Source organism: Corynebacterium mendelii (assembly GCF_017307055.1).
GTDB lineage: Bacteria > Actinomycetota > Actinomycetes > Mycobacteriales > Mycobacteriaceae > Corynebacterium > Corynebacterium mendelii.
Window position 1 is genome coordinate 509,861 of the sequence record NZ_JAFLEQ010000003.1, and the last position, 26,852, is coordinate 536,712.

Annotated in this window: 23 protein-coding genes; 20 read left to right on the plus strand and 3 right to left on the minus strand. The window is 64.1% G+C overall.

The features are described from left to right. Positions 1–6: 6 nt before the first annotated feature. Positions 7–858, plus strand: coding sequence for a PPK2 family polyphosphate kinase (locus tag JZY06_RS02035; RefSeq protein WP_207118075.1), 852 nt, complete (start codon positions 7–9; stop codon positions 856–858). Between the two features lie 152 nt (positions 859–1,010). Here the strand turns inward: JZY06_RS02035 and JZY06_RS02040 are convergent, their stop codons facing one another. The 3 genes from JZY06_RS02040 to JZY06_RS02050 form a co-directional block, all read right to left on the minus strand. Next, a complete protein-coding gene (locus JZY06_RS02040; protein WP_207118077.1) occupies positions 1,011–1,463 on the minus strand; it encodes a hypothetical protein in 453 nt (150 codons plus the stop codon). After that, positions 1,456–1,932: a type III secretion system chaperone family protein gene (locus JZY06_RS02045; RefSeq protein ID WP_207118079.1), complete on the minus strand. Its 477-nt coding sequence runs from the start codon at positions 1,930–1,932 to the stop codon at positions 1,456–1,458. Before JZY06_RS02045 ends, JZY06_RS02040 begins: the two co-directional genes overlap by 8 nt. A gap of 98 nt (positions 1,933–2,030) precedes the next feature. Next, the gene (locus JZY06_RS02050; RefSeq protein ID WP_207118081.1) at positions 2,031–3,395 is read right to left on the minus strand and encodes a TIGR01777 family oxidoreductase; all 1,365 of its coding nucleotides are present in this window, start codon (positions 3,393–3,395) and stop codon (positions 2,031–2,033) included. 376 nt (positions 3,396–3,771) lie between these two features. Here JZY06_RS02050 and pyrR point away from each other — a divergent pair, with 376 nt between their 5' ends. The 19 genes from pyrR to JZY06_RS12135 form a co-directional block, all read left to right on the plus strand. Continuing rightward, positions 3,772–4,359 carry a bifunctional pyr operon transcriptional regulator/uracil phosphoribosyltransferase PyrR gene (gene pyrR / locus JZY06_RS02055; RefSeq protein WP_207118083.1) on the plus strand — a complete coding sequence of 196 codons (588 nt, stop codon included), beginning with the start codon at positions 3,772–3,774 and terminating at the stop codon, positions 4,357–4,359. Further along, positions 4,360–5,295 (plus strand): aspartate carbamoyltransferase catalytic subunit, encoded by a 936-nt coding sequence (locus tag JZY06_RS02060; RefSeq protein ID WP_207118085.1) that lies wholly within the window; start codon positions 4,360–4,362, stop codon positions 5,293–5,295. A 92-nt stretch (positions 5,296–5,387) separates the two neighbouring features. Beyond that, the gene (locus tag JZY06_RS02065; RefSeq protein WP_207118087.1) at positions 5,388–6,758 is read left to right on the plus strand and encodes a dihydroorotase; all 1,371 of its coding nucleotides are present in this window, start codon (positions 5,388–5,390) and stop codon (positions 6,756–6,758) included. A gap of 55 nt (positions 6,759–6,813) precedes the next feature. Beyond that, entirely contained in the window at positions 6,814–8,004 is a 1,191-nt protein-coding gene (gene carA / locus JZY06_RS02070; protein WP_207118089.1) for a glutamine-hydrolyzing carbamoyl-phosphate synthase small subunit, read from the plus strand. A 100-nt stretch (positions 8,005–8,104) separates the two neighbouring features. Beyond that, complete coding sequence (carB, locus tag JZY06_RS02075) at positions 8,105–11,461, plus strand: carbamoyl-phosphate synthase large subunit (RefSeq protein WP_207118091.1); 3,357 nt, start codon at positions 8,105–8,107, stop codon at positions 11,459–11,461. Then, the gene (gene pyrF, locus JZY06_RS02080) at positions 11,461–12,291 is read left to right on the plus strand and encodes an orotidine-5'-phosphate decarboxylase (RefSeq protein WP_207118093.1); all 831 of its coding nucleotides are present in this window, start codon (positions 11,461–11,463) and stop codon (positions 12,289–12,291) included. Before carB ends, pyrF begins: the two co-directional genes overlap by 1 nt. Positions 12,292–12,576: 285 nt before the next feature. Next, the gene (mihF, locus tag JZY06_RS02085; protein WP_207118095.1) at positions 12,577–12,903 is read left to right on the plus strand and encodes an integration host factor, actinobacterial type; all 327 of its coding nucleotides are present in this window, start codon (positions 12,577–12,579) and stop codon (positions 12,901–12,903) included. A 220-nt stretch (positions 12,904–13,123) separates the two neighbouring features. Beyond that, positions 13,124–13,705, plus strand: coding sequence for a guanylate kinase (gene gmk, locus JZY06_RS02090; RefSeq protein ID WP_207118097.1), 582 nt, complete (start codon positions 13,124–13,126; stop codon positions 13,703–13,705). Between the two features lie 81 nt (positions 13,706–13,786). Continuing rightward, positions 13,787–14,065, plus strand: coding sequence for a DNA-directed RNA polymerase subunit omega (rpoZ, locus tag JZY06_RS02095; RefSeq protein ID WP_207118099.1), 279 nt, complete (start codon positions 13,787–13,789; stop codon positions 14,063–14,065). A 351-nt stretch (positions 14,066–14,416) separates the two neighbouring features. Then, positions 14,417–15,661 (plus strand): bifunctional phosphopantothenoylcysteine decarboxylase/phosphopantothenate--cysteine ligase CoaBC, encoded by a 1,245-nt coding sequence (gene coaBC, locus JZY06_RS02100; protein ID WP_242516436.1) that lies wholly within the window; start codon positions 14,417–14,419, stop codon positions 15,659–15,661. A gap of 287 nt (positions 15,662–15,948) precedes the next feature. Next, a complete protein-coding gene (metK, locus tag JZY06_RS02105) occupies positions 15,949–17,169 on the plus strand; it encodes a methionine adenosyltransferase (RefSeq protein ID WP_207118103.1) in 1,221 nt (406 codons plus the stop codon). A gap of 16 nt (positions 17,170–17,185) precedes the next feature. Then, the gene (locus JZY06_RS02110; RefSeq protein ID WP_207118105.1) at positions 17,186–19,204 is read left to right on the plus strand and encodes a primosomal protein N'; all 2,019 of its coding nucleotides are present in this window, start codon (positions 17,186–17,188) and stop codon (positions 19,202–19,204) included. Positions 19,205–19,482: 278 nt separating this feature from the next. Beyond that, a complete protein-coding gene (gene fmt / locus JZY06_RS02115) occupies positions 19,483–20,439 on the plus strand; it encodes a methionyl-tRNA formyltransferase (RefSeq protein WP_207118107.1) in 957 nt (318 codons plus the stop codon). Next, the gene (locus tag JZY06_RS02120) at positions 20,436–22,049 is read left to right on the plus strand and encodes an RsmB/NOP family class I SAM-dependent RNA methyltransferase (protein WP_207118109.1); all 1,614 of its coding nucleotides are present in this window, start codon (positions 20,436–20,438) and stop codon (positions 22,047–22,049) included. Before fmt ends, JZY06_RS02120 begins: the two co-directional genes overlap by 4 nt. 97 nt (positions 22,050–22,146) lie before the next feature. Continuing rightward, on the plus strand, positions 22,147–22,839 hold the full coding sequence (gene rpe / locus JZY06_RS02125; RefSeq protein WP_207118111.1) for a ribulose-phosphate 3-epimerase: 693 nt from the start codon (positions 22,147–22,149) through the stop codon (positions 22,837–22,839). Positions 22,840–23,203: 364 nt separating this feature from the next. Further along, positions 23,204–23,839 carry a riboflavin synthase gene (locus JZY06_RS02130; RefSeq protein WP_207118113.1) on the plus strand — a complete coding sequence of 212 codons (636 nt, stop codon included), beginning with the start codon at positions 23,204–23,206 and terminating at the stop codon, positions 23,837–23,839. A gap of 132 nt (positions 23,840–23,971) precedes the next feature. Beyond that, positions 23,972–24,529 (plus strand): PH domain-containing protein, encoded by a 558-nt coding sequence (locus JZY06_RS02135; protein ID WP_377769007.1) that lies wholly within the window; start codon positions 23,972–23,974, stop codon positions 24,527–24,529. Between the two features lie 79 nt (positions 24,530–24,608). Further along, positions 24,609–26,654 carry an excinuclease ABC subunit UvrC gene (uvrC, locus tag JZY06_RS02140; protein WP_207118117.1) on the plus strand — a complete coding sequence of 682 codons (2,046 nt, stop codon included), beginning with the start codon at positions 24,609–24,611 and terminating at the stop codon, positions 26,652–26,654. A 48-nt stretch (positions 26,655–26,702) separates the two neighbouring features. Further along, the coding region (locus JZY06_RS12135) for an RNase adapter RapZ (protein ID WP_304503397.1) at positions 26,703–26,852 on the plus strand (150 nt) is incomplete at its 3' end.

A 26,852-nucleotide genomic window follows, 5' to 3' on the forward strand; every position in this document is an offset into this window, starting at 1 on the left:
GGAACCATGGCCAATTTCAGTACTGGAGACGCGAAAAAGCTGTTCGTCGGCCCGGGTTTTAGCCTGGCTGATATTTCCCCGCAGTCGACCCCCCATTTCAAAGGCGACAAAGACAAGCTGGAGCACGAGTTCGAAGAGATCGACAAAGAACTCTCCGAACTCCAGGAGATGCTCTACGCCAACTGGCGGGCGAAGGTTCCCGGGACCGGTAGCGTGCTGATTGTTCTGCAGGGCATGGACACCTCCGGTAAGGGAGGCATGATCCGGCATGTTATCGGCACCCTGGATCCGCAGGGCGTGGATTTGGCCGCCTTCGGCCCGCCCACCGAGGAAGAAAAAGCCCACGATTTTCTGTGGCGCATCCGCAACAAACTTCCCCGGATCGGGCATATCGGGGTGTTCGACCGTTCCCACTACGAAGATGTGCTCATTCACCGTGTCCACGAACTCACCCCGCTGGAGGAGGTGGAAAAACGCTACGGCATGATCCGCGATTTCGAGCATGAGCTGGCCAAAAACGGCACCCGCATCATCAAGGTGATGCTGCACATCAGTCCCGAGTTCCAGCGGGAAAACCTGCTCAAGCGGCTCGACCGGGAAGACAAGTACTGGAAATTCAACCCCGGTGACATTGACGAGCGTGCCTTCTGGGATGACTATCAGCAGGCCTACGAGATCGCTCTGCGGCGGACCTCCACCCCGGATGCACCCTGGTACTGCGTGCCCAGCGACAACAAACCCTATGCCCGGATGGTGGTGAAATATCTGCTGCTTGATGCGCTGCGCAGCATGGATATGTCGTGGCCGCCGGCCGATTTCGACATCGAGACCCAGCGCCGCCGCCTGGCCGCCACCTAATCCCGCCGGGGCTGCCACTCACCCGTTTTGCATCAGCAGACGCCAGGGGGTGCGGTCGCAGGCACCGGGGAAATATTTGCGCCCACCGCCAACCCCGACGGGGTTAGCGGTGGGCGCAGCGGTGTCGCGCAGAGGATTTGGGTGGTTGTTTTCTACCCGGTGGCAATGTTTTTTCGGGCGAGGTGGAAGCTTTCCATCGCGCCCATCGCCAGCACGAATGACTGGCGGATGACTGCTTTCAACTGGGTGTCGGTCAGTCCTTCGCCGATATCGACAGAGTAGTCGGTGCGCACCACAAACTGGTCGGGGGTGTCAATGATCAGGGTGCGCGCCCGTGGGGCGGCATTGTTGCACCGGTTGGCGGCCAGCAGCAGGGAAGAAAGCTGGTTGTTGTCGTGACTGCCGGTGGGATGGTCCAATCGGATGAGCAGCCAGTCCTGCCAGAGGAGAATATTGGCCGGATAGTCGCCGACCATTCCGGCCACCAGTTCCTCACCCGAGACGGGGTCGGTGACGTGATCGAGATTGAAACCGGCGCCGGTGGCCATGGCCAGCACCCGGTCCACGGTGACGGGGTTCGGTGTTGCGGAAAAATGGTCAGCCATGGTTGGTGCTCCAGTCGACAAGATCCGGGAATGTGGTGTCCAGGGTGTGGCAGGCCTGCATGGCCCACCGGATCATGGCGGTGACCGCGGAGGAGATCTGTGCGTCCGTGGCCCCTGCCGGGGCGGGGTGGAACTGGTGCATGGTGATCACCAGAGTGTCATGGACGCCGGTGGAAAACGACATGGCCGGTGCCTGTGACTGCAGCTGATAGTCGTTGCACAGGTGCAACACATCAGGGGCGCGGTCGGCGGCGGGTTCCCCGCGCCAGACAGAGCGGGCCCTGATGGTGGTATCCAGCATGTCGATGAACATCGAGAAGTTCTCGAAGCCGGTGGCGATGGTGGTGCGTTCCAGGGCAACGGGCGGATCGGCGATTCGGGAGGTGGTGACGAATTTCAGGTTCAATGCGGTCAGCGCCTCCCCGATGCGGTCAAGCGTTACCGGTGGCAGGGGTGTTGTTTGTGTCACAGTGGTCGCAATCGTTGGTGGACTGGGAAAAAGTTCACAGGGCCGCACGCCATTCGGCCGTAGCCGTCGCAGTTGTGCGGGCGGTAACGGGCACAGTGCTATCCGGTGTTTTTCACGCCAACCGGTTTTTCGGCACCCAGTTCGTGGGCCAGACAACCGGTTATCGACGGATACCTGAACTGGTGTCCGGCACTGTCGAGGGCAGTGCACACCACCCGCTGGTTCGACAGTGCGGTTTGCTGCGCGCCCTCGGCTCCCAGAACAATCCCGGGCGCCCAGCGGGGAACCGGGACGAGGGCCGGGCGGTGGAGGACCGCGGCGAGTTTTTTCGACATTGTTTTGTTTCTGACCGGATTCGGGGCCACAGCGTTGATCGGCCCGGTCAGTGAGTCATCGAAGGTGGCACGGATATAGATGTCGGTCAGATCATCAATGGCGATCCACGGAAACCAGGCGTTTCCGGAACCGATCCGGCCGCCGAAACCGGTCAAAAACACGTGCCGCAGGATCGGCAGCAGGCCGCCGTTGCCCGCCAGCACCAGACCGGTGCGGACACGAACGACGCGTTTGCCGGCGGCTTCGGCAGGGGCGGTGGCTTTTTCCCAGTCGCGGCACACAGCCGCCAGGAAGTCATCGCCGCTGGAGGAGGATTCGGACAGTTTCTCCTCACCCCGGTCGGCACCGTAGTAGCCGACCGCTGAGGCCGACACCATCGTGTCAACCGAGGGGGTTCGAGCCACCAATTCGGCGAGTTTTTCGGTTGGACGCACCCGTGAGTCACGCACCGCCTGCTGGTGTTCGGTGGTGAAACGCCCGGCTATCGGTGCCCCGGCAAGGTGGATGAGGGCACGTGTGCCTTGCAGTAAATCGGGGTCGGGGTTGTCGGGGTTCCACAGTCTTTCACCCGCCGCAGGGTGGGAGCGCACCAGTTTGATCACCGAAAAACCCAGGGTGGACAGTTGGGCGGTGAGTTGGCGGCCGACAGTGCCCGATGAACCGGTCACCGCCACCGTGGCGGTGGTATCGAGTCCGCCGGCCCAGTGTCCCAGCCGTTTGAGGAAAGCGAAATCAGCGATGAGCTGGTGCTGCCGGTAGGCGAACGGGGCGGTGAGGACAAAGCCGGGAACAGTGGTTGCGACCCGGTCGGTGATGATGGTTCCACCGGAATCGGTGGAGAAAGTGTGCCGGTGCACCCAGCGGGTGGCGGCCGCAAAGGGGTGGGAGACCACTTCGTCGGTGAACTGGTGTCCGTCGCGGTAACCGTCGGGTCGGTGCTGGGCTACCCACCGGAGACCGGCGGGCATGGCAAAGACAGTCTTTCCGTCGCGCAGATTGGATGCCTGCTCTACCGGTGTCATGTAGGTGAAAGGGGCAGTCAAGCGGACCACGGCACCGGGTCGGGTGTGCCAGTTCCACACCTGTTGTCTGTCGGAGGGCAGGAAATGGGAGGTTGTCAGGGTCATGGTGGGGGCTGTCCGGGTGGGGTACAGGAGCTGGGAAACGGTACTGCCAGCCAATCTAGCCGAAAGACACAAGGCAGGCTGCGGCACGGTCGGCGGCAGGGTGCACTCTGCGGTGGTGCACCGGGGATTGGCCCCGGTGATTGCGTGGGCGGTCAAGCCCCCGCCACGGGTTTTCCAGGTGGGGATTTCGTGGGTGGGGAAGGGGGTTGCGCCACCGCCCGGGAAACGGTCCCGGGTGCTAGTCTGGGTAGCTGTTGGCATCCGGAATACCGGTGCCGGCGGCGCATACAAATCAACACCAGTCGTTTTACCGCGGGATTCACGCGGTTGGACGTCCTTTAAAGAACCGCACTGTGAGGCGGGAAAGGAGGTCACGATGTCAAGCCCTAACCAGGAGAGCGGACCGGCTGAACTGTTCAGCCCGGACGATGTCTCCCGCACGGTGGCGCGCATCGCGCACCAGATCATCGAGAAAACCCAGATAGGGTCCGGATCCTGTGGGGAGGTGGTGTTGTTGGGGATCCCCAGCGGCGGGGTGCCGCTGGCGAAACGCCTGGCCGGTAAAATCGGGGAATTCACTTCCGCGGAGATTCCGTGCGGCGCCCTGGATATCACTCTCTACCGCGATGACCTGGGCCGCGGACCGCACCGGGCACTGAAGAAAACCACCATCCCCGACTGCGGGGTGGACAACAAAATTGTGGTGTTGGTCGACGATGTGCTCTACTCCGGCCGCACCATCCGCGCCGCCCTGGATGCGCTGCGCGATATCGGCCGCCCGGCGAAAACACAGTTGGCTGTTCTCGTCGACAGGGGACACCGGGAGCTGCCGATCCGCGCCGACTATGTCGGCAAAAATATTCCGACCTCCATCCGGGAGGACGTCACCGTCTACCTGACCGAAATTGACGGCCGTGACGGCGTCGAACTGACACACAAGGCGAACCCGGAAGGCGAGAAATAAATGAAACACCTTATCTCGATCGCGGATCTCACCGCCGATGAGATCACCGGGCTGATGGATGAGGCCGACCGTTTTGTCGCGGTTCTCAAAAACCGGGAGATCAAAAAGCTTCCCACCCTGCGGGGTAAAACCATCTTCACCCTGTTCTACGAAAACTCCACCCGCACCCGGTCGTCGTTTGAAACCGCCGGCAAATGGATGAGTGCCGATGTCATCAACATCTCCGCCTCCTCGTCATCGGTGGCCAAGGGCGAATCACTCCAGGACACCGGGCTGACGCTCAAAGCCGTTGGCGCCGATGCGATCATCATGCGGCACCCGGCCTCCGGTGCGCCCAACCAGTTGGCCCGCTGGGTGGCCCCCGACGGCCACGGCCCCAGTGTCATCAACGCCGGTGACGGGGCGCATCAGCACCCCACACAGGCATTGCTGGATGCGGTGACCATGCGCCAGCGACTGGGTGATCTGTCCGGCAGGAAGATCATCATTGTCGGTGACTGCCTGCATTCCCGGGTGGTGCGCTCGAATGTGGACCTGCTCACCAGCCTGGGCAACGAAGTGGTGCTGGTGGCGCCCAACACCCTGCTTCCGCCGGGAGTGGGCAACTGGCCGGTGAGAACCACCTGCGACTTCGATGCCGAGATTCCGGATGCAGATGTGGTGATGATGCTGCGGGTGCAGGCCGAACGCATGCACGGCGGCTTTTTCCCCTCCCACCGGGAATACGCCACCAGTTACGGGCTGTCGAAAGCCCGGTACGCGGCGATGGCCGATCATGCGATCGTCATGCACCCGGGGCCGATGCTGCGTGGCATGGAAATCAACTACGCGGTGGCCGACAAAGACAAAACGGCGGTTCTCCAGCAGGTCAACAACGGTGTCCATGTCCGCATGGCGGTGTTGTTCACCCTGCTGGCCGCTGACAGCACCCTGTAGCCCCGCGGGTGGCTCGCGCCGCCGGGGCAGCCACTGACCCTGAGACGACTTACTTCAAAAAAACCAACACGGAATCGGACAACAATCACCCCATGACACCGACCACACCCAGCACCTGGGCGCCCACCGGCCACCTGGCCCCCAGTGCACAAACCCCGCTGGCCATCACCAATATCCGCCCCTACGGCGAGGGCACCCCGGTGGATGTTCTCATCGACCGGGGAACCATTACCGCCATCGGCGCCAACCTCGACACAACCGGCTACCAGATCATCGACGGCACAGACCGGGTGCTTCTGCCCGGTCTCGTCGATATGCACGTGCACCTGCGTGAACCGGGACGGGAAGATACGGAAACGATTCTCACCGGCTCCCGGGCCGCCGCCCGCGGCGGTTTCACCGCCGTATTCACCATGGCCAACACCAACCCGGTCACCGACCAGCCGATCATCGCCGAGTCGGTGTGGGCGAAAGGACAGCGCTACAACATCTGCGATGTCCACCCGGTCGGCTCGATCACCAAAGGCCTGGAAGGCAAAACACTCACCGAATTCGGCATGATGAAAAACTCGGACGCGAAAGTCCGGATGTTTTCCGATGACGGCAAATGCGTCGCCAACCCGCTGCTGATGCGCCGGGCCGTGGAATACGCCGCCGGTGAAGATGTGCTGCTCGCCCAGCACTGTGAGGAACCACTTCTGACCGAGGGCGCCTGCGCCCACGAAGGGGCCACCGCCGGCCGGCTGGGGCTGACCGGCTGGCCGCGGGTCGCCGAAGAAGCCATTGTGGTCCGCGATGCGATCATGCAGCGCGACTACAAAGGCCGGGTGCACATCTGCCATGCCTCCACCAAAGGCACCGTCGAACTTGTCGAATGGGCCAAAAATCACGGCTGCAGCATCACCGCGGAAGTCACCCCGCACCATCTTTTGCTCGACGATTCACGGCTGGAGACCTACGACGCGGTCAACAAAGTCAACCCGCCGCTGCGGGAATCGACCGACGCCCGGGCCCTGCAGCAGGCACTGCTGGACGGGATCATCGACTGTGTCGCCACCGACCACGCCCCCCACGGTGAGGAAGACAAAGCCTGCGAGTTCGTCTCCGCCCGCCCCGGCATGCTGGGATTGGAAACCTCACTGGCGATCATCTCCAAACTGTTCGTCGAAACCGGGCGCGCCGACTGGCGTTTCGTGGCGAAGGTCATGAGTGAAAAGCCCGCCGAAATCACCCGTCTTCCCGGTCACGGGCGGCCCATCGAAGCCGGGGAACCGGCCAACCTCACCATCGTTGACCCGGATTGCTCCTGGACGGTCAAAGGTGACCGGCTGGCGTCGAAAGCCTGCAACACCCCGTATGAGGACATGGAGTTTTCCGCCAAAGTGACCCACACCATTTTGCGCGGGCGGATCACCTGCGCCGACGGTCAGGCCGCCGACGCCGTGGACACACCTGCCCGATAACCCGACATCAAGCACCCAGTCAGACACGAACAAGAACAGGCAAAACGAAACGTTCATGAGTGAACAAGACTCCCGCACGCCGCAAGACAACACATGTGCACAACCACTACCCGCCGTCCTGGTTTTGGCTGACGGCAGCATCTACCGGGGCGAAGGCTTCGGTGCAGCCGGAAGCGTGCTCGGTGAAGCGGTGTTTACCACCGCCATGACCGGCTACCAGGAAACCATGACCGACCCCTCCTACCACCGGCAGATTGTGGTGGCCACCGCCCCGCAGATCGGCAATACCGGCTGGAATGACCAGGACAACGAGTCCCGGGGCAACAAAATCTGGGTGACCGGACTGGTCATCCGCGACCTGGCCCACCGGGTATCGAACTGGCGGGCCTGCCGCAGCCTGGACGAGGAGATGAAAGCCCAGAACATTCCGGGTATCAAAGGTGTCGACACCCGGGCGCTGGTGCGCCACCTGAGAAACCACGGCTCGATCGCCGCGGGCCTGTTCACCGGTGCCCAGGCAGAGCAGGACACCGACGTACTTCTCGACGTAGTCCGCAACCAGCCGCCGATGGCCGGTGCAGACCTGGCCGGGGATGTCACAACCGATGCCAGCTACACCGTCGAGGCGATGGGTATCACCCGCGCCAGGGTGGTGGCCTTCGACATGGGTATCAAGACCAACACCCCCAGAAACTTCGCCGCCCGCGGCATTGAAACAGTCGTGGTTCCCGCCACCACCACCTTCGAGGAAATCAGTGAGCTGCACCCGGACGGGGTGTTCGTCTCCAACGGGCCGGGGGATCCGGCCACCGCCGATGCGATGGTGGAGACCGTGAAAAAAGTCCTGGAGCACAAGATCCCGTTTTTCGGCATCTGCTTCGGCAACCAGATTTTCGGCCGCGCTCTGGGAAGAAAAACCTACAAACTCAAATTCGGCCACCGCGGCATCAACATTCCGGTGAAAAACCACGACACCGGCGCCATTGAGATCACCGCCCAAAACCACGGGTTCGCCGTGGAAGGGACACCGGGCGAGAAATTTTCCACCCCCTTCGGCCCGGCCCATGTCTCGCACAGCTGTCTCAACGACGGTGTCGTCGAAGGCCTGGCACTGGACAACGGACTCGGGTTCTCGGTCCAGTACCACCCGGAGGCCGCCGCCGGTCCGCACGACGCCAACCCCCTGTTCGACCAGTTCATCGAGCTGATGGCCACCCATGCACATGGGCCCGAACACCTGGCGTGATGCCGCGGCAGCACGTTGGAACAAGCCTTCGGGCTTGATGTAACGGATCAGACAGACAATTTCTTTCTTGTAGCACAGATATTTTCCGGAAAAGAGTTCCATGCCCAAGCGCACAGATTTGCACCACGTTCTCGTCATAGGGTCCGGTCCGATTGTTATCGGACAGGCCTGCGAGTTCGACTACTCGGGCACCCAGGCGTGCCGAGTACTCAAAGAAGAGGGCCTTCGGGTCACCCTCATCAACTCCAACCCGGCGACGATCATGACCGATCCCGAGTTCGCCGACCACACTTATGTCGAGCCGATCAGGCCCGAATACATCGAGAAAATCTTCGAGGCCGAAAAACAGGCCGGGCACCCCATTGATGCGGTGCTGGCCACCCTCGGCGGGCAGACCGCCCTGAATGCCGCCATCGCCATCGACCGTCGCGGCACGCTCGACAAATACGGTGTCGAATTAATCGGCGCCGACATCGAGGCGATCGAACGCGGTGAGGACCGCCAGAAGTTCAAGGACATCGTCGAAAAAATCGGCGGCGAATCCGCCCGTTCCCGGGTCTGCCACAACATGGACGAGGTCAAAGCCACAGTCGCCGAACTCGGTCTTCCCGTGGTGGTCCGTCCTTCCTTCACCATGGGTGGACTGGGGTCGGGCCTGGCGTTCAACGACGCCGACCTGGAGCGCATCGCCGGTGGTGGCCTGGCCGCCTCACCGGAAGCCAATGTGCTCATCGAGGAATCCATCCTCGGCTGGAAAGAATACGAACTGGAGCTGATGCGCGACGGCGACGACAACTGTGTGGTTGTCTGTTCGATCGAAAACGTTGACGCGCTCGGCGTGCACACCGGCGACTCGGTCACCGTGGCCCCGGCGATGACACTGACCGACCGGGAATTCCAGCGCATGCGCGACCAGGGGATTGCGATCCTGCGGGAAGTGGGCGTGGATACCGGTGGCTGCAACATCCAGTTCGCCATCAACCCCGACGACGGTCGGCTGATCACCATCGAGATGAACCCGCGGGTGTCCCGCTCCTCGGCACTGGCATCGAAAGCCACCGGTTTCCCGATCGCGAAAATCGCCGCGAAACTGGCCATCGGCTACACCCTGGACGAGATCACCAACGACATCACCGGCGAAACTCCCGCCGCTTTCGAACCAACCCTCGACTATGTGGTCGTCAAAGCCCCGCGGTTTGCCTTCGAGAAATTCCCCGGCGCCGACGACACCCTGACCACCACCATGAAATCGGTGGGTGAGGCAATGGCACTGGGCCGCAACTACATTGCGGGCCTGGGTAAAGTCATGCGCTCGCTGGAAACCAAAGCCACCGGTTTTTGGACTGTGGCCGATGAATCATTTGCCGGTGACGCCGCGAAGGACAAGGACAGGGCACTTGATCTGCTGCGCCGCCCCACCGAGGGCCGTATCTATGTCGCGGAGCTCGCCCTGCGCCTGGGGGCCAGTGTCGACGAGGTCTACGAAGCCTCCGGCATCGACCCGTGGTTTGTGGCGGAGCTCGAAGCCCTGGTGGCTTTCCGCAACCGGCTGGAAAACGCGCCGGTGCTGACAGAAAAACTGCTGCGTGAGGCGAAATACCTGGGTCTTTCCGACAAGCAGATCGCGATGCTCCGGCCCGAATTCGCCGGCGAAGACGGGGTGCGCAGGCTGCGCCTGTCACTGGGAATCCGCCCGGTGTTTAAAACCGTGGACACCTGTGCCGCCGAATTCGAGGCGAAAACCCCCTACCACTACTCGGCCTACGAACTTGACCCGGCGGCCGAATCCGAGGTCGCCCCGCAGACCGAGCGGGAAAAAGTCATTATTTTAGGCTCCGGTCCCAACCGTATCGGCCAGGGCATCGAATTCGACTACTCGTGCGTGCACGCCGCCCTGGAACTGTCCCGGGTGGGCTACGAGACAGTGATGGTCAACTGCAACCCGGAGACCGTCTCCACCGACTACGACACCGCCGACAGGCTCTACTTCGAACCGCTGACCTTCGAAGACGTCATGGAGGTCTACCACGCCGAATGCGAGTCCGGAACTGTCGCCGGGGTGATTGTGCAGCTCGGTGGGCAAACCCCGCTGGGGCTGGCCGCGAAACTGCGGGATGCGGGCGTTCCGGTGGTCGGCACCTCACCGGAAGCCATCGACCTGGCTGAAGACCGCGGCGAATTCGGTGAGGTGCTGCGCAAAGCCTGTCTGCCCGCACCAGAGTTCGGCACCGCCACCTCTTTCCGTGAGGCCAAAGCCGTGGCCGGTGAGATCGGCTATCCCGTGCTGGTGCGCCCCTCCTATGTGCTGGGCGGACGCGGCATGGAAATCGTCTACGACGAGCAGTCGCTGGAGGATTACATCAACCGGGCCACCGAAATCACCTCCGATCACCCGGTGCTGGTCGACCGGTTCCTCGACAACGCCATCGAAATCGATGTCGACGCACTGTGCGACGGCGAGGACGTTTACCTGGCGGGGGTGATGGAACACATCGAGGAGGCCGGTATCCACTCCGGTGACTCGGCCTGCGCCCTGCCGCCGATGACACTGGGGCCGGAAGATATCGCCAAAGTGCGTGAATCGACGGTCAAACTGGCCCACGGCATCGGCGTCAAGGGCCTGATGAACGTCCAGTATGCGCTCAAAGACGACATTCTCTACGTCATTGAAGCCAACCCGCGGGCCTCGCGCACGGTGCCGTTCGTGTCCAAGGCGACAGCCACCCCGCTGGCCAAAGCCGCCTCCCGGATCATGATGGGGGCAAGCCTGGACCAGCTGAAAGCCGAAGGGATGATCCCCACCGACCACGACGGTGGATCGCTGCCCCTGAACAGCCCCATCGCGGTGAAAGAAGCCGTGTTGCCGTTCAACCGTTTCCGCCGGCCCGACGGCACGATGCTCGACTCGCTGCTGTCGCCGGAGATGAAATCAACCGGTGAAGTGATGGGCCTGGCCGACAACTTCGGCGCCGCCTACGCCAAAGCCGAGGATGCCGCCTACGGTGGGCTTCCCACCGGTGGAACGGTGTTTGTTTCAGTTGCCAACCGTGACAAGCGCACCCTGATCTTCCCCATCCAGCGACTGGCCCACATGGGTTTTGATCTGGTTGCCACCGCCGGTACCGCCCAGATGCTGCGCCGAAACGGCATCGACTGTGAAACCGTGGTCAAAGCCTCCGAAGCCAAACAGGACAGCAGTAAACGCTCCATTGTCGACCGCATCAACTCCGGCGGGATTGACCTGATCCTCAACACCCCGGCCGGATCGTCGACCACCCGCCACGACGGCTATGAAATCCGTTCCGCAGCGGTCCACCAGGGCATTCCCCTGGTGACCACCGTCCAGGGGGTTACTGCTGCCGTGCAGGGCATTGAGGCGCTGCAGGAAGGCGAGCTGGGGGTCACCGCCCTGCAGGATCTCAACCACGGCGCCAACGCCCCGCGGGGTGACAACTAATGGCTGACACGGAAGTTCCGGCAGGATTCGGGAGTCGGCTCCATTCGGCGGCCAGCACCTACGCGGCGCTGTGTGCCGGCATCGATCCGCACCCGCGGCTGCTGGAATCCTGGGGGCTGCCGGTGAGCGTCGACGGGCTGACCACCTTCACCATGCGGTGCGTGGAAGCGTTCGCCGGGCATGTCGCGGCAGTCAAACCACAGGTCGCTTTCTACGAGGCCTACGGGGCGGCCGGTTTTGCGGTGCTGGAAAAAGCATTCGCGGAACTGGCCGACTCACCCACCCAGGTGATCGCCGACGCCAAACGGGGCGATATCGGTTCGACCATGGCCGCCTACGCTGCGGCGTGGCTTGCCGACAGCTCACCACTGGCAGCCGATGCCGTCACGGTGTCTCCCTATCTGGGCTTCGGTTCGCTGGCCCCGGCAGTGGAGATGGCGCAGCAAACCGGCAGGGGACTGTTCGTCCTGGCCGCGACCTCCAACCCTGATGGACCCAGTGTGCAGCGCGCAGAAGGCGCCGGTGGCCGCCGTACCGACCAGTTGATGGTCGACCAGGCAGCCGAGATCAACAAAGCCTATCCGGCCTGCCAGGGGCCGGTGGGTGTGGTTCTCGGCGCCACGGTCACCGACCCCCCGGAGATCGCGGAGCTGAATGCGGCGGTTCTTTTGCCCGGCGTCGGCGCCCAGGGCGCCACACTCGCTGATGTGTCGTCACTCACAAAGAACAAGAGGGTGTTGAGTTTGCCAAGTGTGTCACGTAGCCTCCTCCACCATGGTCCGGACGTCGCTGACCTGCGGAAAGCTGTAAAAACGGTGGTGGGGGAGTAGGGTTCCGGCAGGGCATACCCCGGGTGGTGAAAACCCGAGGTCAGACCCGATGTCGCAAGATAACGGGTAACCTAGTACGGTTATGACCTGCCGGTTTATTCCCGCAGTGCTACACTGATCAAAGCTCGGCAAAGTACAGCCGTGAAATTATGCCGTCACCTGTGCCTTTCGGTGCAGGACCACCACGCGGCCGGGGCGAAAGATTCTCTTTATGCCGGGCGGACTCCGCCGCCGCGTGGACAACACTTTTTGATAGAACACACCTACAAGTAACGGAGGAACCCAGTGGCCCTTCCCAAGTTGACCGATGAGCAGCGCAAAGAAGCCCTCGCCAAAGCAGCAGAAGCGCGCAAAGCCCGTGCTGAGTTGAAAGAAAAGCTCAAGCGCGGTGGAACGAACCTGAAAGAGGTTCTGGAAAAAGCGCAGTCCGATGAGATCATCGGCAAGACCAAGGTTTCCGCACTGCTCGAAGCCATGCCGAAGGTTGGCAAGGTTAAGGCCAAGGAGATCATGGAAGAGCTGGAAATCGCCCAGACCCGCCGCCTGCGTGGTCTCGGTGACCGCCAGCGCCGCGCTCTGCTGGAGCGTTTCGGCTTCGAAGCTGACAAATAAACACCACGGTTGATTTCCCGGGGGCACAGACCGTGCCCCCGGTCATCACCGTTTAAGCCCCCTTTTTCCCTTCCGCCAAAACGGCCGGCACACCCTGCGGCCGCTGCGGCCCGGGGAGCCGAGCCAAGGGGGCGGGGCAGCTGGTCCGGTGGTTTCACCGCCGGCACCACCGCCCCGACACAGATTTTTCCACCCCAGATCAAAGGCAGACACGAAGTACATGGCCGCCACCGGTTGTTCCACAGGTCGTCTCGTGGTGTTGCTCGGACCCTCCGCGGTCGGCAAATCCACGGTTGTCCAAAGGCTCCGCGAGGAAATCCCGGACTTGTATTTTTCGGTGTCCATGACCACCAGAAACCCCCGGCCGGGGGAGGTTGATGGTCGCGACTACCTGTTTGTCAGCCCCACCGAGTTCCAGCGGCACATCGAAGCCGGGGAGATGCTTGAATGGGCCGACATCCACGGTGGGCTGCAACGCTCGGGAACACCGGCCGGACCGGTTGATCAGGCAGTGGCAGAAGGCCGTCCCGTGCTGGTGGAAGTCGATTTGGCCGGGGCGCGCAATGTCCGGGCCTCCCGTCCGGGATGCATCAGCGTGTTTCTCGCCCCACCGAGCTGGGAAGAATTGGTCAAACGGCTGACCGGCCGGGGGACTGAAACCGACGAGGCTGTCAAACGCAGGCTGGAAACCGCCCGCCGGGAACTTGACGCCAGGGAAGAATTCGACCACATTATCGTCAACGACAATGTCGACGACGCTGTCGCCGCGCTCCGCGACATTCTCACCGGCACTACCGAGTAGCCACCGCAGCTGCACCATGGTGCAGAATACAAAGACAACACCCATCCGCACATTTTTTTCGAAGGTGAACCAATAGAAACCGTGAGTCAGGACAATACCGCCAACAAAAAGGTCTTCGATCCGCCGACCGGTATCACCGATCCGCCGATCGATGAGCTTCTCGAGCACGTCACCTCCAAGTACGCCCTGGTGATTTTCGCGGCCAAACGCGCCCGGCAGATCAACAGCTACAACCAGCAGGCCAATGACGGCGTCTTCGAATTCGTCGGCCCCCTGGTCGCGCAGCGGCAGCGCGAAAAGCCGCTGTCGATTGCCCTGAGGGAAATCGACGAAGGCCTTCTCGAGCACAAAGAAGGCTAGAGCAGGCGCCAGGTCTGACCCGGTGACGGTGTGCGCACACATCCCACCGGGTTCGTCGACCACGCCCTTGACCCGGGACGTGGGGCGGTAAGAGACGTCGTTGTTTTTTGAAAAATACTCCCGCACCGGGGTGTGGCCAGTCCATGCCCGCCGCGGGAGTTTTTTCATGCCCGCCGCATGATCCCGGAATCCGCCGCACACCGGCAGCGCACGTGGGCGGACAGGACGGGGGTTTTACTGCCCTTTGGTCACCTGTCCGACGGGGACTCCGATAGCCTTGAACCGGAAACCGCTCCGGTTTTTTCAAAACCCCGCGGCTGCCGCCGCTTTTCTGTCACGAAAGGACCCACGTTGAAAACGGTCGATCAGCAGCCCGCCCGTATTGTCGTCGGCGTTACCGGTGGCATCGCCGCCTACAAGGCCTGTCACCTGGTGCGGGCTCTCACCGAGACTGGCTGCGATGTCACGGTCATTCCGACCGAGAATGCGCTGCGGTTTGTCGGGGCCGCCACTTTTGAGGCGCTGTCGCACAACCCGGTGACCACCGGTGTGTTCGAGCATGTCGATAGTGTGCGGCATGTGTCGGTGGGTAAAAACGCCGATCTGGTGGTGGTGGCTCCGGCAACCGCCGACTTTATGGCCCGCCTGGCCGCCGGAATGGCTCATGACATGCTCACCGCGACATGTTTGACAGCCACCTGCCCGATCGTGGTGGCACCGGCGATGCACACCGAAATGTGGTTCAATCCGGCGACACAGGCCAATGTCTCTACCCTGCGTGGCCGGGGGATCACGGTGCTTGAACCGGCCAGCGGACGGTTGACCGGCAAGGACACCGGCACCGGGCGCCTGCCTGAACCGGAGCAAATCCACCGCATGGCCTCGTTGGTGCGGGAAACAGGCAGCCTGTCCAGACTTTTCGAGGGGAAAAAACTTCTCGTCACCGCCGGCGGCACCCGGGAAGATATTGATCCGGTGCGTTTTGTCGGCAACCGGTCCTCCGGCAAGCAGGGATTCGCCCTGGCGGAAGTCGCCGCCCACATGGGGGCTGAGGTCAGTGTCATTGCCGCCGCCACCGACTGTCTTCCCACTCCCTGCGGTGCCCGGCTGATCCGTGTCCGCAGCGCCCTGGAGCTTGCACAGGAAGTCAATCACCGGGCCGCTGACACCGACATTGTGATCATGGCTGCCGCGGTGGCTGATTTCCGGCCCACCCACACCGCGGGAAGCAAAATCAAAAAAGCCGGCGGGCGCGACAGCCTCGGGCACATTGAGCTGACCGAAAACCCCGATATTCTGGCCGGTCTGGTTCATGCCCGCCGACAGGGGCAGCTGCCGGAGGGGATCACCCTGGTCGGCTTTGCCGCCGAAACCGGCGATGACACCGCCGGGCCGCTGGAGCACGGTCGCGCAAAGCTGGCCACCAAGGGAGTGGATTTGCTCATGGTCAACGATGTCTCCGACGGACAGGTGTTCGGCCGGAACATCAATGCAGGATGGGTGCTGGGCAGCAACGGATCGGTGACCACGATCGAACGGGGGGACAAATTTGTTGTTGCCCGCCGCATCCTGGAGGCGGTCGCCGCCCGCTTCTAGTCCGGGCACCTCCCCGGGTTACCGCGGTGCCCCACCCGGACAACCCGGCCGCCGCGAGGAAAAACTGCTGGAAAAACGGGCAAAACGGGAGGGAACAAGCCGGGGCTTGCCTTTTTAGACAGCTTGGTCTAGATTGAGTCCGGTGCCGGTAAACGGCCGTCGGCAATGGTCCGGTGCGCGGCCCGGTGGCTGCCCCGCGCGGGAACCGGCCGATGCCGGCCGGGGACGATCCCGTCGGCACCGAGCGTTTTTGAAAAAACATCTGCAGCGAAAGAAAGTGACCGACCGTGTCTGACACAAGCTCTGCGACGAGACTGTTCACCAGCGAATCAGTGACCGAGGGGCACCCGGACAAGATTTGCGACGCTATCTCCGATCTTATTTTGGACGCCATGCTCGCCCAGGATCCGAATTCCCGGGTTGCCGTGGAAACGGTGGTCACCACCGGGCTGGTGCATATTGTCGGTGAGGTCCGCTGCGCCGGTTACGTCGAAATCCCGCAGATTGTGCGCCAGAAACTCAAAGACATCGGGTTCACTTCCTCCCAGGTGGGCTTTGACGGCACCACCTGTGGTGTCACCGTGGCCATCGGGGAGCAGTCGCAGGAGATCGGTGCCGGGGTGGACAACTCCACCGAAGCCCGCGGCGGCGGCACCGATGAGCTGGATAAGGCAGGGGCCGGGGATCAGGGCCTGATGTTCGGCTACGCCACCAACGAGACCCCGGAATACATGCCGCTTCCCATTGCCACCGCCCACCGGCTGGCCCGCCGGCTGACCCAGTGCCGCAAGGACAACATCATCCCCGGGCTGCGGCCGGACGGCAAAACGCAGGTCACTTTCGCCTACGACGACAATGACCAGCCGCTGCGGTTGGATACGGTGGTGGTGTCCACCCAGCACGCCGAGGACGTCTCCCAGGAGCAGCTGGCCCGGGAGATTAAGGAACACGTCGTTGATTTCGTGGTGCGGGACGCGCATCTGGGCCGTTTCGTCGACGATGGGCTGAACCTTCTGGTCAACCCCTCCGGATCCTTCGTGGTCGGCGGACCGATGGGGGATGCCGGTTTGACGGGGCGGAAGATCATTGTCGACACCTACGGCGGCATGGCCCGCCACGGCGGTGGTGCATTCTCCGGCAAAGACCCCTCGAAGGTGGACCGTTCCGGTGCCTACGCCATGCGCTGGGTGGCCAAAAACGTGGTGGCGGCAGGTCTTGCCGACCGGGTTGAGGTGCAGGTCGCCTATGCCATCGGCCGGGCCAAACCGGTGGGATTGTATGTGGAAACCTTCGGTACCGCCACCGACGGGCTGAGCGACGCCGACATCCAGGCTGCGGTGGAGAAAGTCTTCGATCTGCGGCCGGCGGCGATCATCAAGGATCTTGATCTTCTGCGCCCCATCTACGCCCAAACCGCGGCCTACGGTCATTTCGGGCGGACTGATCTCGACCTTCCCTGGGAGAACACCGACCGCGCCGAGGCACTGCGGCAGGCCGCCGGGTTGTGATCTAGCATAAGGTTTCATGGCACCCCGCACCCCCGCACCCGACAACGATGTGGCACAGGTGCTGCCTCTTGTGCGGACCGCCCACCTGGACCGGTTGTTCGACTACCGGGTCCCGGCTGAACTGGCCGACGATTGTGTGCGCGGGGTGAAGGTGCGGATCCGTTTTTCCGGCAGGCTGGTCGACGGGCTGGTCTACCACCGCACCGACCAGCAGACCCACCACGGGTCCCTGGCCTTCATCAACAAGGTTGTCACCCCGTCGCCGGTTGTCGGCGACCACATGTTCGCCCTGATCGACAAACTGGCGGTGCGCTACGGGGCGATCACCCAGGATGTCATCCGGGCGGCTGTTCCGCCGCGGATCGCCGCCGCAGAGAAATCGGACTTTTCCACCCCCTGGCAGGACTTGGGCCAGGCAACAGAGCCGGATTTGTCCCCCTGGGCGCTCTACCGGCACGGCACCGGGTTCGTCGATGCGGTGCTGGCGGGAAAAACAGTCCGCGCCGCCTGGCAGATCGCCCCCGGGCACAACCCGGCCACCGCCGTGGCGGCGCTGGCGGCGAAAACCGCCATGGACGGCGGCGGGGTGCTGGTGGTGGTTCCCGACAAGCGGCATCTGGACCGGGTTGAGCGGGAGCTGAAAAAATGGGTGGGGGCCAAACAGATCACGGTGCTTCACTCGGCGTTGGGTGATCAGGCACGCTACCGGCGCTTTCTATCCATCGCTTCCGGCCAGTCACGGCTGGTCATCGGCACCCGGTCGGCGGCTTTCGCCCCGGTGGCCAATCTGCGGCTGGCGGTGATCATCGATGACGGCAACGACAATCTGGTCAATCCGCGCAGCCCCTACGACCATGCCCGGGAGGTGGTCACCACCCGCTCGGCATTGACCGGCTGCGCGCTGGTGCTGGGCGGAATAAGCCGCACCGCGGAAGTGCAGATGATGGTCGAGTCGGGTTGGGCGCATGATCTTCTCGGCGACGACCATGTCCTCCGGGCCGGCCGACCGGTGGTGCGGGCGGCCGCCGATTCGGTGCAGGCGCTGCACCGGGATCCGCGGGCCGGGTCCGCCCGGCTGCCGTCTGTGGCCTACCAGGCGGTGAAAAAAGCGCTGGCCAACAATACCCCGGCGCTGGTTCAGGTGCCCCGGGCCGGTTATGTGCCGTCGTTGGGCTGCGGGAGCTGTTTCACCCCGGCGCGCTGCGCGGCGTGCAATGGCCCGGTCGGCTACCGCGACGGCGGTGGGGTGCTCACCTGCCGCTGGTGCGGGCGCCCGGCAGCCAACTGGCGCTGCCCGGAGTGCGGGTCGGTGAAGCTGCGGGCACAGGTCAAAGGGGTGGCCCGCACCGCAGAAGAGCTGGGTCGGGCGTTCGCCCCCTGCTCGGTTGTTTCCTCCGGGTCCGGGCATGTCATCGACTCCGTTGACGGCGACGTTGCCAGGGTGGTGGTGGCCACCCCGGGGGCGGAACCGGTGGCCACCGGCCCCGGCTACGGTGCGGTACTGCTGCTGGATACCTGGGCGCTTTTGGGCCGGGATGATCTGCGGGCGGAGGAAAAAGCCCTCCGGCACTGGCTGCAGGCGGCGTTTCTGGCCCGCCCGGCCGATGCCGGGGGAGAAGTGGTGGTGGTTGCCGAACCCCACCACCGGGTGGTGCAGCATCTGATCCGTTTCGACCCGGTGGGTGCTGCCCGGCGGGAGCTGGCCGACCGGGCGGAGGTGGGCTTCCCCCCGGCGGTGCACATGGCTGTCATCGACGCCCCGCAGGCCACCATCACCGAATTTGCCGCGGGCCTTGACCTGCCGGAACAATTTGACATCCTGGGTCCCGTCGATCTTCCCCGCGGGGTGGGCCTTCCCGGCCACTGGGATGACAAAGCCCTGGGGGTTGCCCAGCGGCTGATTGTCCGCTGCCCGGGTACGGCCGCCGACCGGACGCTGCTGGGTGGGGCCTTACGGGCCGCACGGGTACTGCGGGCGGTGACCGCCCCCGGCGCCCCCCTGAGAATCCAGGTTGATCCCTTGACTGTCGGCTAGCCGCGGCGAATCCACCCCCACCGGGGGCCGTTCCGTGGGGTACCGGGTGCGCCCCGTGGGCCGCTGGGGTGCCGCCGGGGGGGTGGTGCTGTGTCTGTGTGCCGCTATGATCAAACCACGGCGGCCTGTTGCCGGGGAACGGTTGTTTTTCCCCGGAGGACCGTTTCGGCCGTTGCCGCCGCCGGGTGCACCGCCGGGTGCACCCCAACAGTTTTGCTTGTTTGTCCGCCCATTGATTTTTTCCCGACACCAGGAAGGCACCGGTACACAGTCCACCCATGCGTCTTGTTTTCGCCGGAACACCCACCCCCGCCGCCCATGTGCTTGCCGCACTGGCCGCCAACCCCCGCCATGAGATCGCCGCGGTGATCACCCGGCCCGATGCCCGCCGCGGCCGGGGACGCACCCTGCATCCCTCGGCCTGCAAACAGTTCGCCCTCGAGCACGGCATTGACGTGTTCACCCCGCAGATGCTTGCCGCGGGAACCGACGACGGCGATGAGATCCGCCGGGTACTGGCCGGACTGGAACCCGATTGCCTCCCGGTGGTGGCCTATGGGGCGCTGATCCCGGAAGATCTTCTCGCTATCGCCCCCCACGGGTGGGTCAACCTGCACTTTTCCCTTCTGCCGCGGTGGCGGGGCGCCGCCCCGGTGCAGTCGGCGATCGCCGCCGGTGACACCACCACCGGGGCGACGACCTTCCGTATCGACAAGGGACTTGACACCGGGCCGATTCTGGCGGCACAGCCGTGCCCGATCACCGGCACCGACACCGCGGGCAGTCTGCTCGGCAAGCTGGCCGACTGCGGGGCCGAGCTTCTCAGCTCCACCATGGACGGGTTGGCCGACGGCCGGATTGTCGCGCAGCCGCAGCCCGCCGAAGGGGTCACCCACGCCGGGAAAATCACCACCGCCGATGCCCGCATCGACTGGAGCGCACCGGCAACAACCATTGACCGGATGCTGCGGGCGGTGACCCCGGCACCGGGTGCGTGGACCATGGCGGGGGACAGGCGGATCAAAATCGGCCGGTTGACCGACCCCGGCCCCGAGAGTGCGGATACCCCGCAGCGTCAGCCCGGGCAGGTGATTATCGACGGGATGCGGCTTATTGTCGCCACCGGCACCACCCCGGTGGAGATCACCCGAATCCAGCCGCCCGGAAAACCGATGATGGACGCCGATGCTTTCGTCAACGGCAACCGCGACATTGACGGGATGGTGCTGCAATGAGCGGCGGATTCCGGTCCCGGGCAGGCGGCACCCCACCCACCCCACCGACAACCCCCGCCCCGTCGGCTGCCGGCCGGCCGGGCCGACGGACCCACCGGGGCGGGCGGGAAAACGCAACCGCCGGCCCGGCCGCGCACTCCCGGCGCGGCGCCGCCGGTAGCGGCGGTGCGGCCGCCACACGGGGCAGAGCAGGCAACCCGAAAAACAGACGGTTCCTTGCCCCGGCAGACGGCCCGGCGGTGGATATGGCACGCCGGGTGGCTGTCGATGTGCTGTGGAAAGTCCGCGAGGACGGCGCATTCGGCAACCTGGTGCTGCCGCAGTTTCTCAGCGAGGCGCAGCTGTCCGGCCGGGATGCGGCGTTTGCCACCGAGATCACCTACGGCAGCCTGCGCACCATGGGTATCTGCGACGCCATTATCGACGCGGCCAGTGACCGGCCGGTGGGCCGACTGGACGGGGTGGTGCTCGACTGCCTGCGGTTGGGCGTCTACCAGCTGCTGTTTACCAAAGTGGAGTCCCATGCGGCAGTCGATACCACCGTTCGTCTGGCGGGGCTTCTGGCAGGGGGACGGGTGACCGGGTTCGTCAACGCGGTGATGAGACGAATCTCCCGTACCCCAGCGTCGGTGTGGCTGGACACGCTGGCGCCGTCTGATCCGCTGGCGCGCGCCGCCTGGATGACCGGCCACCCGGGATGGATTGCCGAGAGTTTTGCCGCGGCGCTCGCGGCCGGGCCGGAGGATCCGCGACCGCGGCCCGCCGACGGGAAGCTTCCCGCTGATTTGAATGAGGCCCTGGCCGCCGACAGCAGCCGCCCCGGTATCCACCTGGTGGCCCGCCCCGGCGAACTGACCCAGGAAGAACTGTGCGCGCTCACCGGTGCCGCACCGGCCCGGTTCAGTCCCTACGGGGCGTATCTCGACTCCGGCAACCCGGCCGATTTCGACTGCGTGCGCCAGGGGCTGGCCGCCGTGCAGGATGAGGGATCGCAGTTGATCGCCCGGGCACTGACCGAAGTGCCCGTCGACGGCCCCGACGGCGGGCGGTGGCTGGATTTGTGTGCCGGGCCGGGCGGCAAAGCCGCCCTGATCGGCGGTATTGCCGCCATTGCCGGTGCCCGCCTGGATGCCGTGGAGCTGGCCCCGCACCGGGCGGAGCTGATCAGGAAAACAGTCCGCGACATGCCGGTGACGGTGATCACCGCCGACGGCACCAACCCGCCGCTGGAGCCCGGCTACGACCGCATTCTGGTGGATGCGCCGTGCTCCGGTCTCGGTGCGCTGCGCCGCCGGCCCGAAGCCCGCTGGGTGAAACGGGAATCCGCCATCGCGGAGCTGACCGAACTGCAGCAGGCACTGCTGGAATCGGCGGTGGGGCTGCTGCGTCCCGGCGGGGTGATCATCTATTCGACCTGTTCGCCCGATATCCGGGAAACCCGCGGGGTGGTCGATGCTGTTGCGGGATCCCACGACAACCTGGTGGAACTGCCCGCCGGCAGCTATTTCTGCGGCATGAGGGATACCGGTGGGTTTGCCTCGGTGCAGATGTGGCCGCACCGCCACGGAACCGACGCCATGTTTGCCGCGGTGCTGAAAAAAACCATCTGACCCGCCCACCCGGTCGACACGGCCGGTGCCGCGACCGGGTGCGTCGGGTCGGGCAATCCGCGGCGGCGGCCGAATCCGGCGGATAGACTCGTGGACTATGCGACGATCCCTTATTGCCCCCTCCATTTTGTCCGCCGATTTTTCCCGGCTGGCCGACGAACTTGACGCGGTCAGCAACGCCGACTGGATTCACGTCGACATCATGGACAACCATTTCGTGCCGAACCTCACCTTCGGCGTCGGGGTCACCGAAGCCGTCCACGCCAGCACCGACATTCCGCTGGATGTGCACCTGATGATCGACGATCCCGCCCGGTGGGCGCCGGATTATGTGCGGGCCGGCGCCCACACGGTTGTCTTCCACGTCGAAGCGCTTGCCCCGGACCAGGATTTCACCGCGGTGTGCGACACCATCCGCCAACTCGGCGCCAGGGCCGGTATTTCGGTGAAGCCGGGCACCCCCATCGAGGACTATCTGGCCGGTCTCGACCACGTCGACGAAGTGCTGGTGATGAGTGTGGAACCCGGTTTCGGCGGCCAGGCGTTCATGCCGGAGGTCCTCGGTAAAGTCCGTGCCCTGCGCAGCTACATCGACAGCCACGGGCTTGACGTCGACATCAACATCGACGGCGGTATTTCCCGCGCCACCATCGCCCAGGCCGCCGAAGCCGGGTGTGACGCCTTCGTGGCCGGTTCGGCGGTCTACGGGGCGGATGACCCCAACGGGGAAATCACTGTCCTGCGGGAGCTGGCGGATACCGCCCGTGGTGTCCCGGCGGGGCGTGACTGACCGCGTCCGGGACCGAAAACCCAACCCGAGATTGCCAGCTACGGATACCGTCGGGGTTGGTTCACCACCCCCGGATTACCCGGCGCGCCGACGGAGCAACTAGCATTGACCTAGGTTTATGCCGTTATTGCACAGGCACTGGTGGCGACCGTTTTCCACCCCCGGACAGGTCCATGTCCGCAACAGGGCATGAAAAGGGTGTCCGGCGGAGTTTTTCTCCCCCGGCGCACCCGCCGCAAGCCAGCAGTGTCCAACCCATCCCCGCCGATCCCGGCCGGGGCAACCGACAGGTGCCCGGGCCGGGAAGCCCCCGCGCCCCGCGGGCCGCCCGCAGCCGCCAACCAAAGGAGCCGTTCGTCCGCTTATGTTTACCGGAATCGTGCAGGAAATCGGCACAGTGACCAAGGCAGAGGATCTGGGGGATGCGGCACGGCTTGAAGTGTCCGCGCCGAGGCTGGGCGAGACCATCACCAAAGGCAGCTCGATTGCCGTCAACGGCTGCTGCCTGACGGTGCTGTCCAGTGCCGGCGGCGTGTTTTCCACGCTGGTGATGGAAGATACCCTGCAGGCGACGAACCTGGGGCTTCTCACCGAGGGCAGCCGGGTCAACCTGGAAACCCCGCTGGCGCTGCACACCCCGCTGGGCGGGCATCTGGTGCAGGGCTTCATCGATGATGTCACCGAACTTGTCGCCCGCCGCAGCACCGACCACTTCGACACCCTGCGGTTTACGGTTCCGGAGCGTTTTTCCACCCACCTGGTGCGCAAAGGACCGGTTGCCCTGGACGGCATCTCGCTGACGGTCTCCGAGCGGGGTGAGCACTGGTTCGAGGTCTCGCTGATCCCGCTGACGCTGGGCAACACCATTTTCGGTGATCTGGCCGTCGGCACCAGGGTCAACCTCGAAATCGACCTGTTCGCCAAATACATCGACGCCATTGTGGCCATGCGGCAGGGCCACGCGCAGCGCGAATCCCCGGCGATGACCCCGCACGGTTGACAGCCCGCCGTTCGCCCGCCGCCTGCGGGCGAACGTTGGCCGGCTACTACAATCATCTCAGGTGCCCGGGCGCCGTGGCTTCCGGCCCGCCACCGGTTACCGCACACCTGTCCGACCACTCGAATGAAAGCGTTGACTATTTCAGTGTCTGGAAACGAAACCGCGCACGCAGACGACGCGTCAGCAGCCGTGGACAACCGCTCCGAAATCGCGCAGTACGCCATCGCCGACGGTGCCTCGACGAGCCTGAAACCGTGGGAGTTCACCCATACCTCAAAACGACTGGTGGTGGTCGCCTGGATAGCGGTGGCGGTGATTATGGCGGTGCACATTTTCATGGCCATTGTTGTCGGTATCGGGGACACCGGGGTGCGGGTCACCCCGGTCGACCAGTGGGCGTTTATCGGCCTGGGGCTGATTTTCTCCGGGCTGGCGCTGTCGATCATGCGGCCGCGGGTGCGCGCCAACTGCGACGGCGTGGAAGTTCGCAACCTCACCACCGCCCGGTTCTACCCGTGGGAAGTCGTCTACGGGCTGAGCTTTCCCCGCACCGCCCGGTGGGCCAGGCTTGAGCTTCCCGAATTCGAATTCGTCCCGCTGCTGGCTTTCCAGGCCGGGGATGGCGCCGACGTGGTTAAGGCCGTCCACGACTTCAGTGTGCTGGAAGACAAATACATGCCCGAAGATTGATCGATGGCGTTGACCTCGAACAGCTCTGTCCGGCCCGGTTCACACCACCGGGCCGCCCTCCAGCAACCGGTGGCCCACCATGGCTGACCCCACCGACTACCGCCCGGCACCGGGGACCATTCCCACCGATCCGGGGGTGTACAAATTCCGTGACGCCAGCCGGCGGGTCGTCTACGTCGGCAAGGCGAAAAATCTCCGCTCCCGGCTGTCGAACTATTTCCAGGATTTGTCGCAGCTGCATCCGCGCACCCGGCAGATGGTGCAGGCCGCCGCCTCCGTGGAATGGACGGTGGTGGCCAGCGAGGTCGAGGCCCTGCAGCTGGAATACACCTGGATCAAAAAATTCGACCCGAAGTTCAACGTCAAATACCGCGACGACAAAACCTATCCTTTTCTGGCGGTCTCCACGGGTGAGGAGATTCCCCGGGCGTTTGTCTACCGCGGCCCGCGGCGCAAACACATCCGCTATTTCGGACCCTATTCCCATGCCTGGGCGATCCGGGAAACCCTGGATCTGCTCACCCGGGTGTTTCCGGTGCGCACCTGTTCGACCGGGGTGCTCAACCGGCACCGGCAGCTGGGCCGGCCGTGTCTTTTGGGCTACATCGACAAATGCTGCGCGCCCTGTGTCGGCCGGGTCAGCCCCGCCGAACACCGGCGCATCGTCGACGATTTCTGCTCGTTCATGTCCGGGCACACCGACGCGGTCGTCAAAAACATCACCCGCCAGATGGAGAAAGCCTCGGAAAATCTGGAGTTCGAGAAAGCCGCCCGGCTGCGCGATGATCTCACCGCGATCTCCAAAGCCATGCAGCGCCAGGCGGTCGTGTTGGGGGACGGCACCGATGCCGACCTGGTGGGCCTGGCCGCCGACGAGCTGGAGGTGTCAATCCAAATCTTCCACGTCCGCGGCGGGCGTATCCGCGGCCAGCGCGGCTGGGTGGTCGACAAAACCGGTGACAGTTTCGGCCGGGCGGCAGGTGATGTGGACTCTGACCCGGCACTCGCCGAGATGGTGCAGAACTTTCTCGTCCAGTTCTACGGCGATGCCGTGGAACGCGAAAACGACACCACCGGCACTATTGTGCGGCGGGGAGTCGACAAGGATGAACACGCCGACCTGGCGCGGGTATCACCGGTGCCACGGGAAGTCCTGGTGCAGGTGCTGCCCAGTGATGTGGAGGAGACCTGCGATTTCCTCAGTAAGCTGCGCGGGGCGAAAGTCACTGTCAGGGTTGCCCAGCGGGGAGACAAGAAAGCACTGGCCGACACGGTGGCGAAAAACGCGGCGGAAGCACTCAAACAGCACAAGCTGAAAAGAACCGGCGATTTGACCACCCGCTCGCAGGCCCTGGGCGATATCCAGCAGGCGCTGGGCATGGAGGACGCACCGCTGCGGATCGAATGCACCGATATCTCGCATATCTCCGGCACCGATGTGGTCGCCTCACTGGTGGTGTTCGAGGACGGTCTGCCGAAAAAATCCGACTACCGGCGCTACCGCATCAAAGATGCCGCAGGTGACGGCCACTCCGATGATGTGGCGTCGATCGCCGAAATCACCCGCCGCCGGTTCCTGCGCCACCGCGAGGACATCCGACGGGTGCCCGGGGAGGATGAATTCGACGGCAGCCGTTTCCGCGATGAAGCCCCCGACATCGAGGAGCAGTCCACCGACGGCAGAAAATTCGCCTACCCGCCGCAGCTGTTCATCGTCGATGGTGGTGCCCCGCAGGTGGCGGCCGCCCGGGAAGTATTCGACGAACTGGGGGTCACCGATGTCACCCTGATCGGTCTGGCGAAACGGCTGGAAGAGATTTGGGTGCCCGATGATGATGAACCGGTGATTTTGCCCCGCGGCAGCCACGGGCTGTTTCTTCTGCAGCACATCCGTGACGAGGCGCACCGTTTCGCCATCACCTACCACCGGCAGCAGCGCAGCAAACGGCTGCGGGTTTCCGAACTGGACGGGGTGGCGGGCCTGGGGCCTGCCAGACGCACCGAACTGGTCAAACACTTCGGTTCGGTCAAGCGGCTCAAACAGGCCACGGTCGAGGAGATCCGCGAGGTGAAAGGTTTCGGCCCCCAGCTGGCCCAGGCCGTCCACGACAGTTTGCACCCGTGAGACACACGGCTCCCACAGGCAATGCCCGTTTGGCTACTATGGGCAACTATGAGCGAGCAAAGCGAATCCACGGACCGTGCCATCGATGAGGCTCCGGTACTGATCACCGGCATGTCCGGTGCCGGACTGTCCAGCGCCGCCCGCGTGATGGAGGACATGGGCTGGTACTGCGCGCACAACATTCCCGGCCCCCTGATG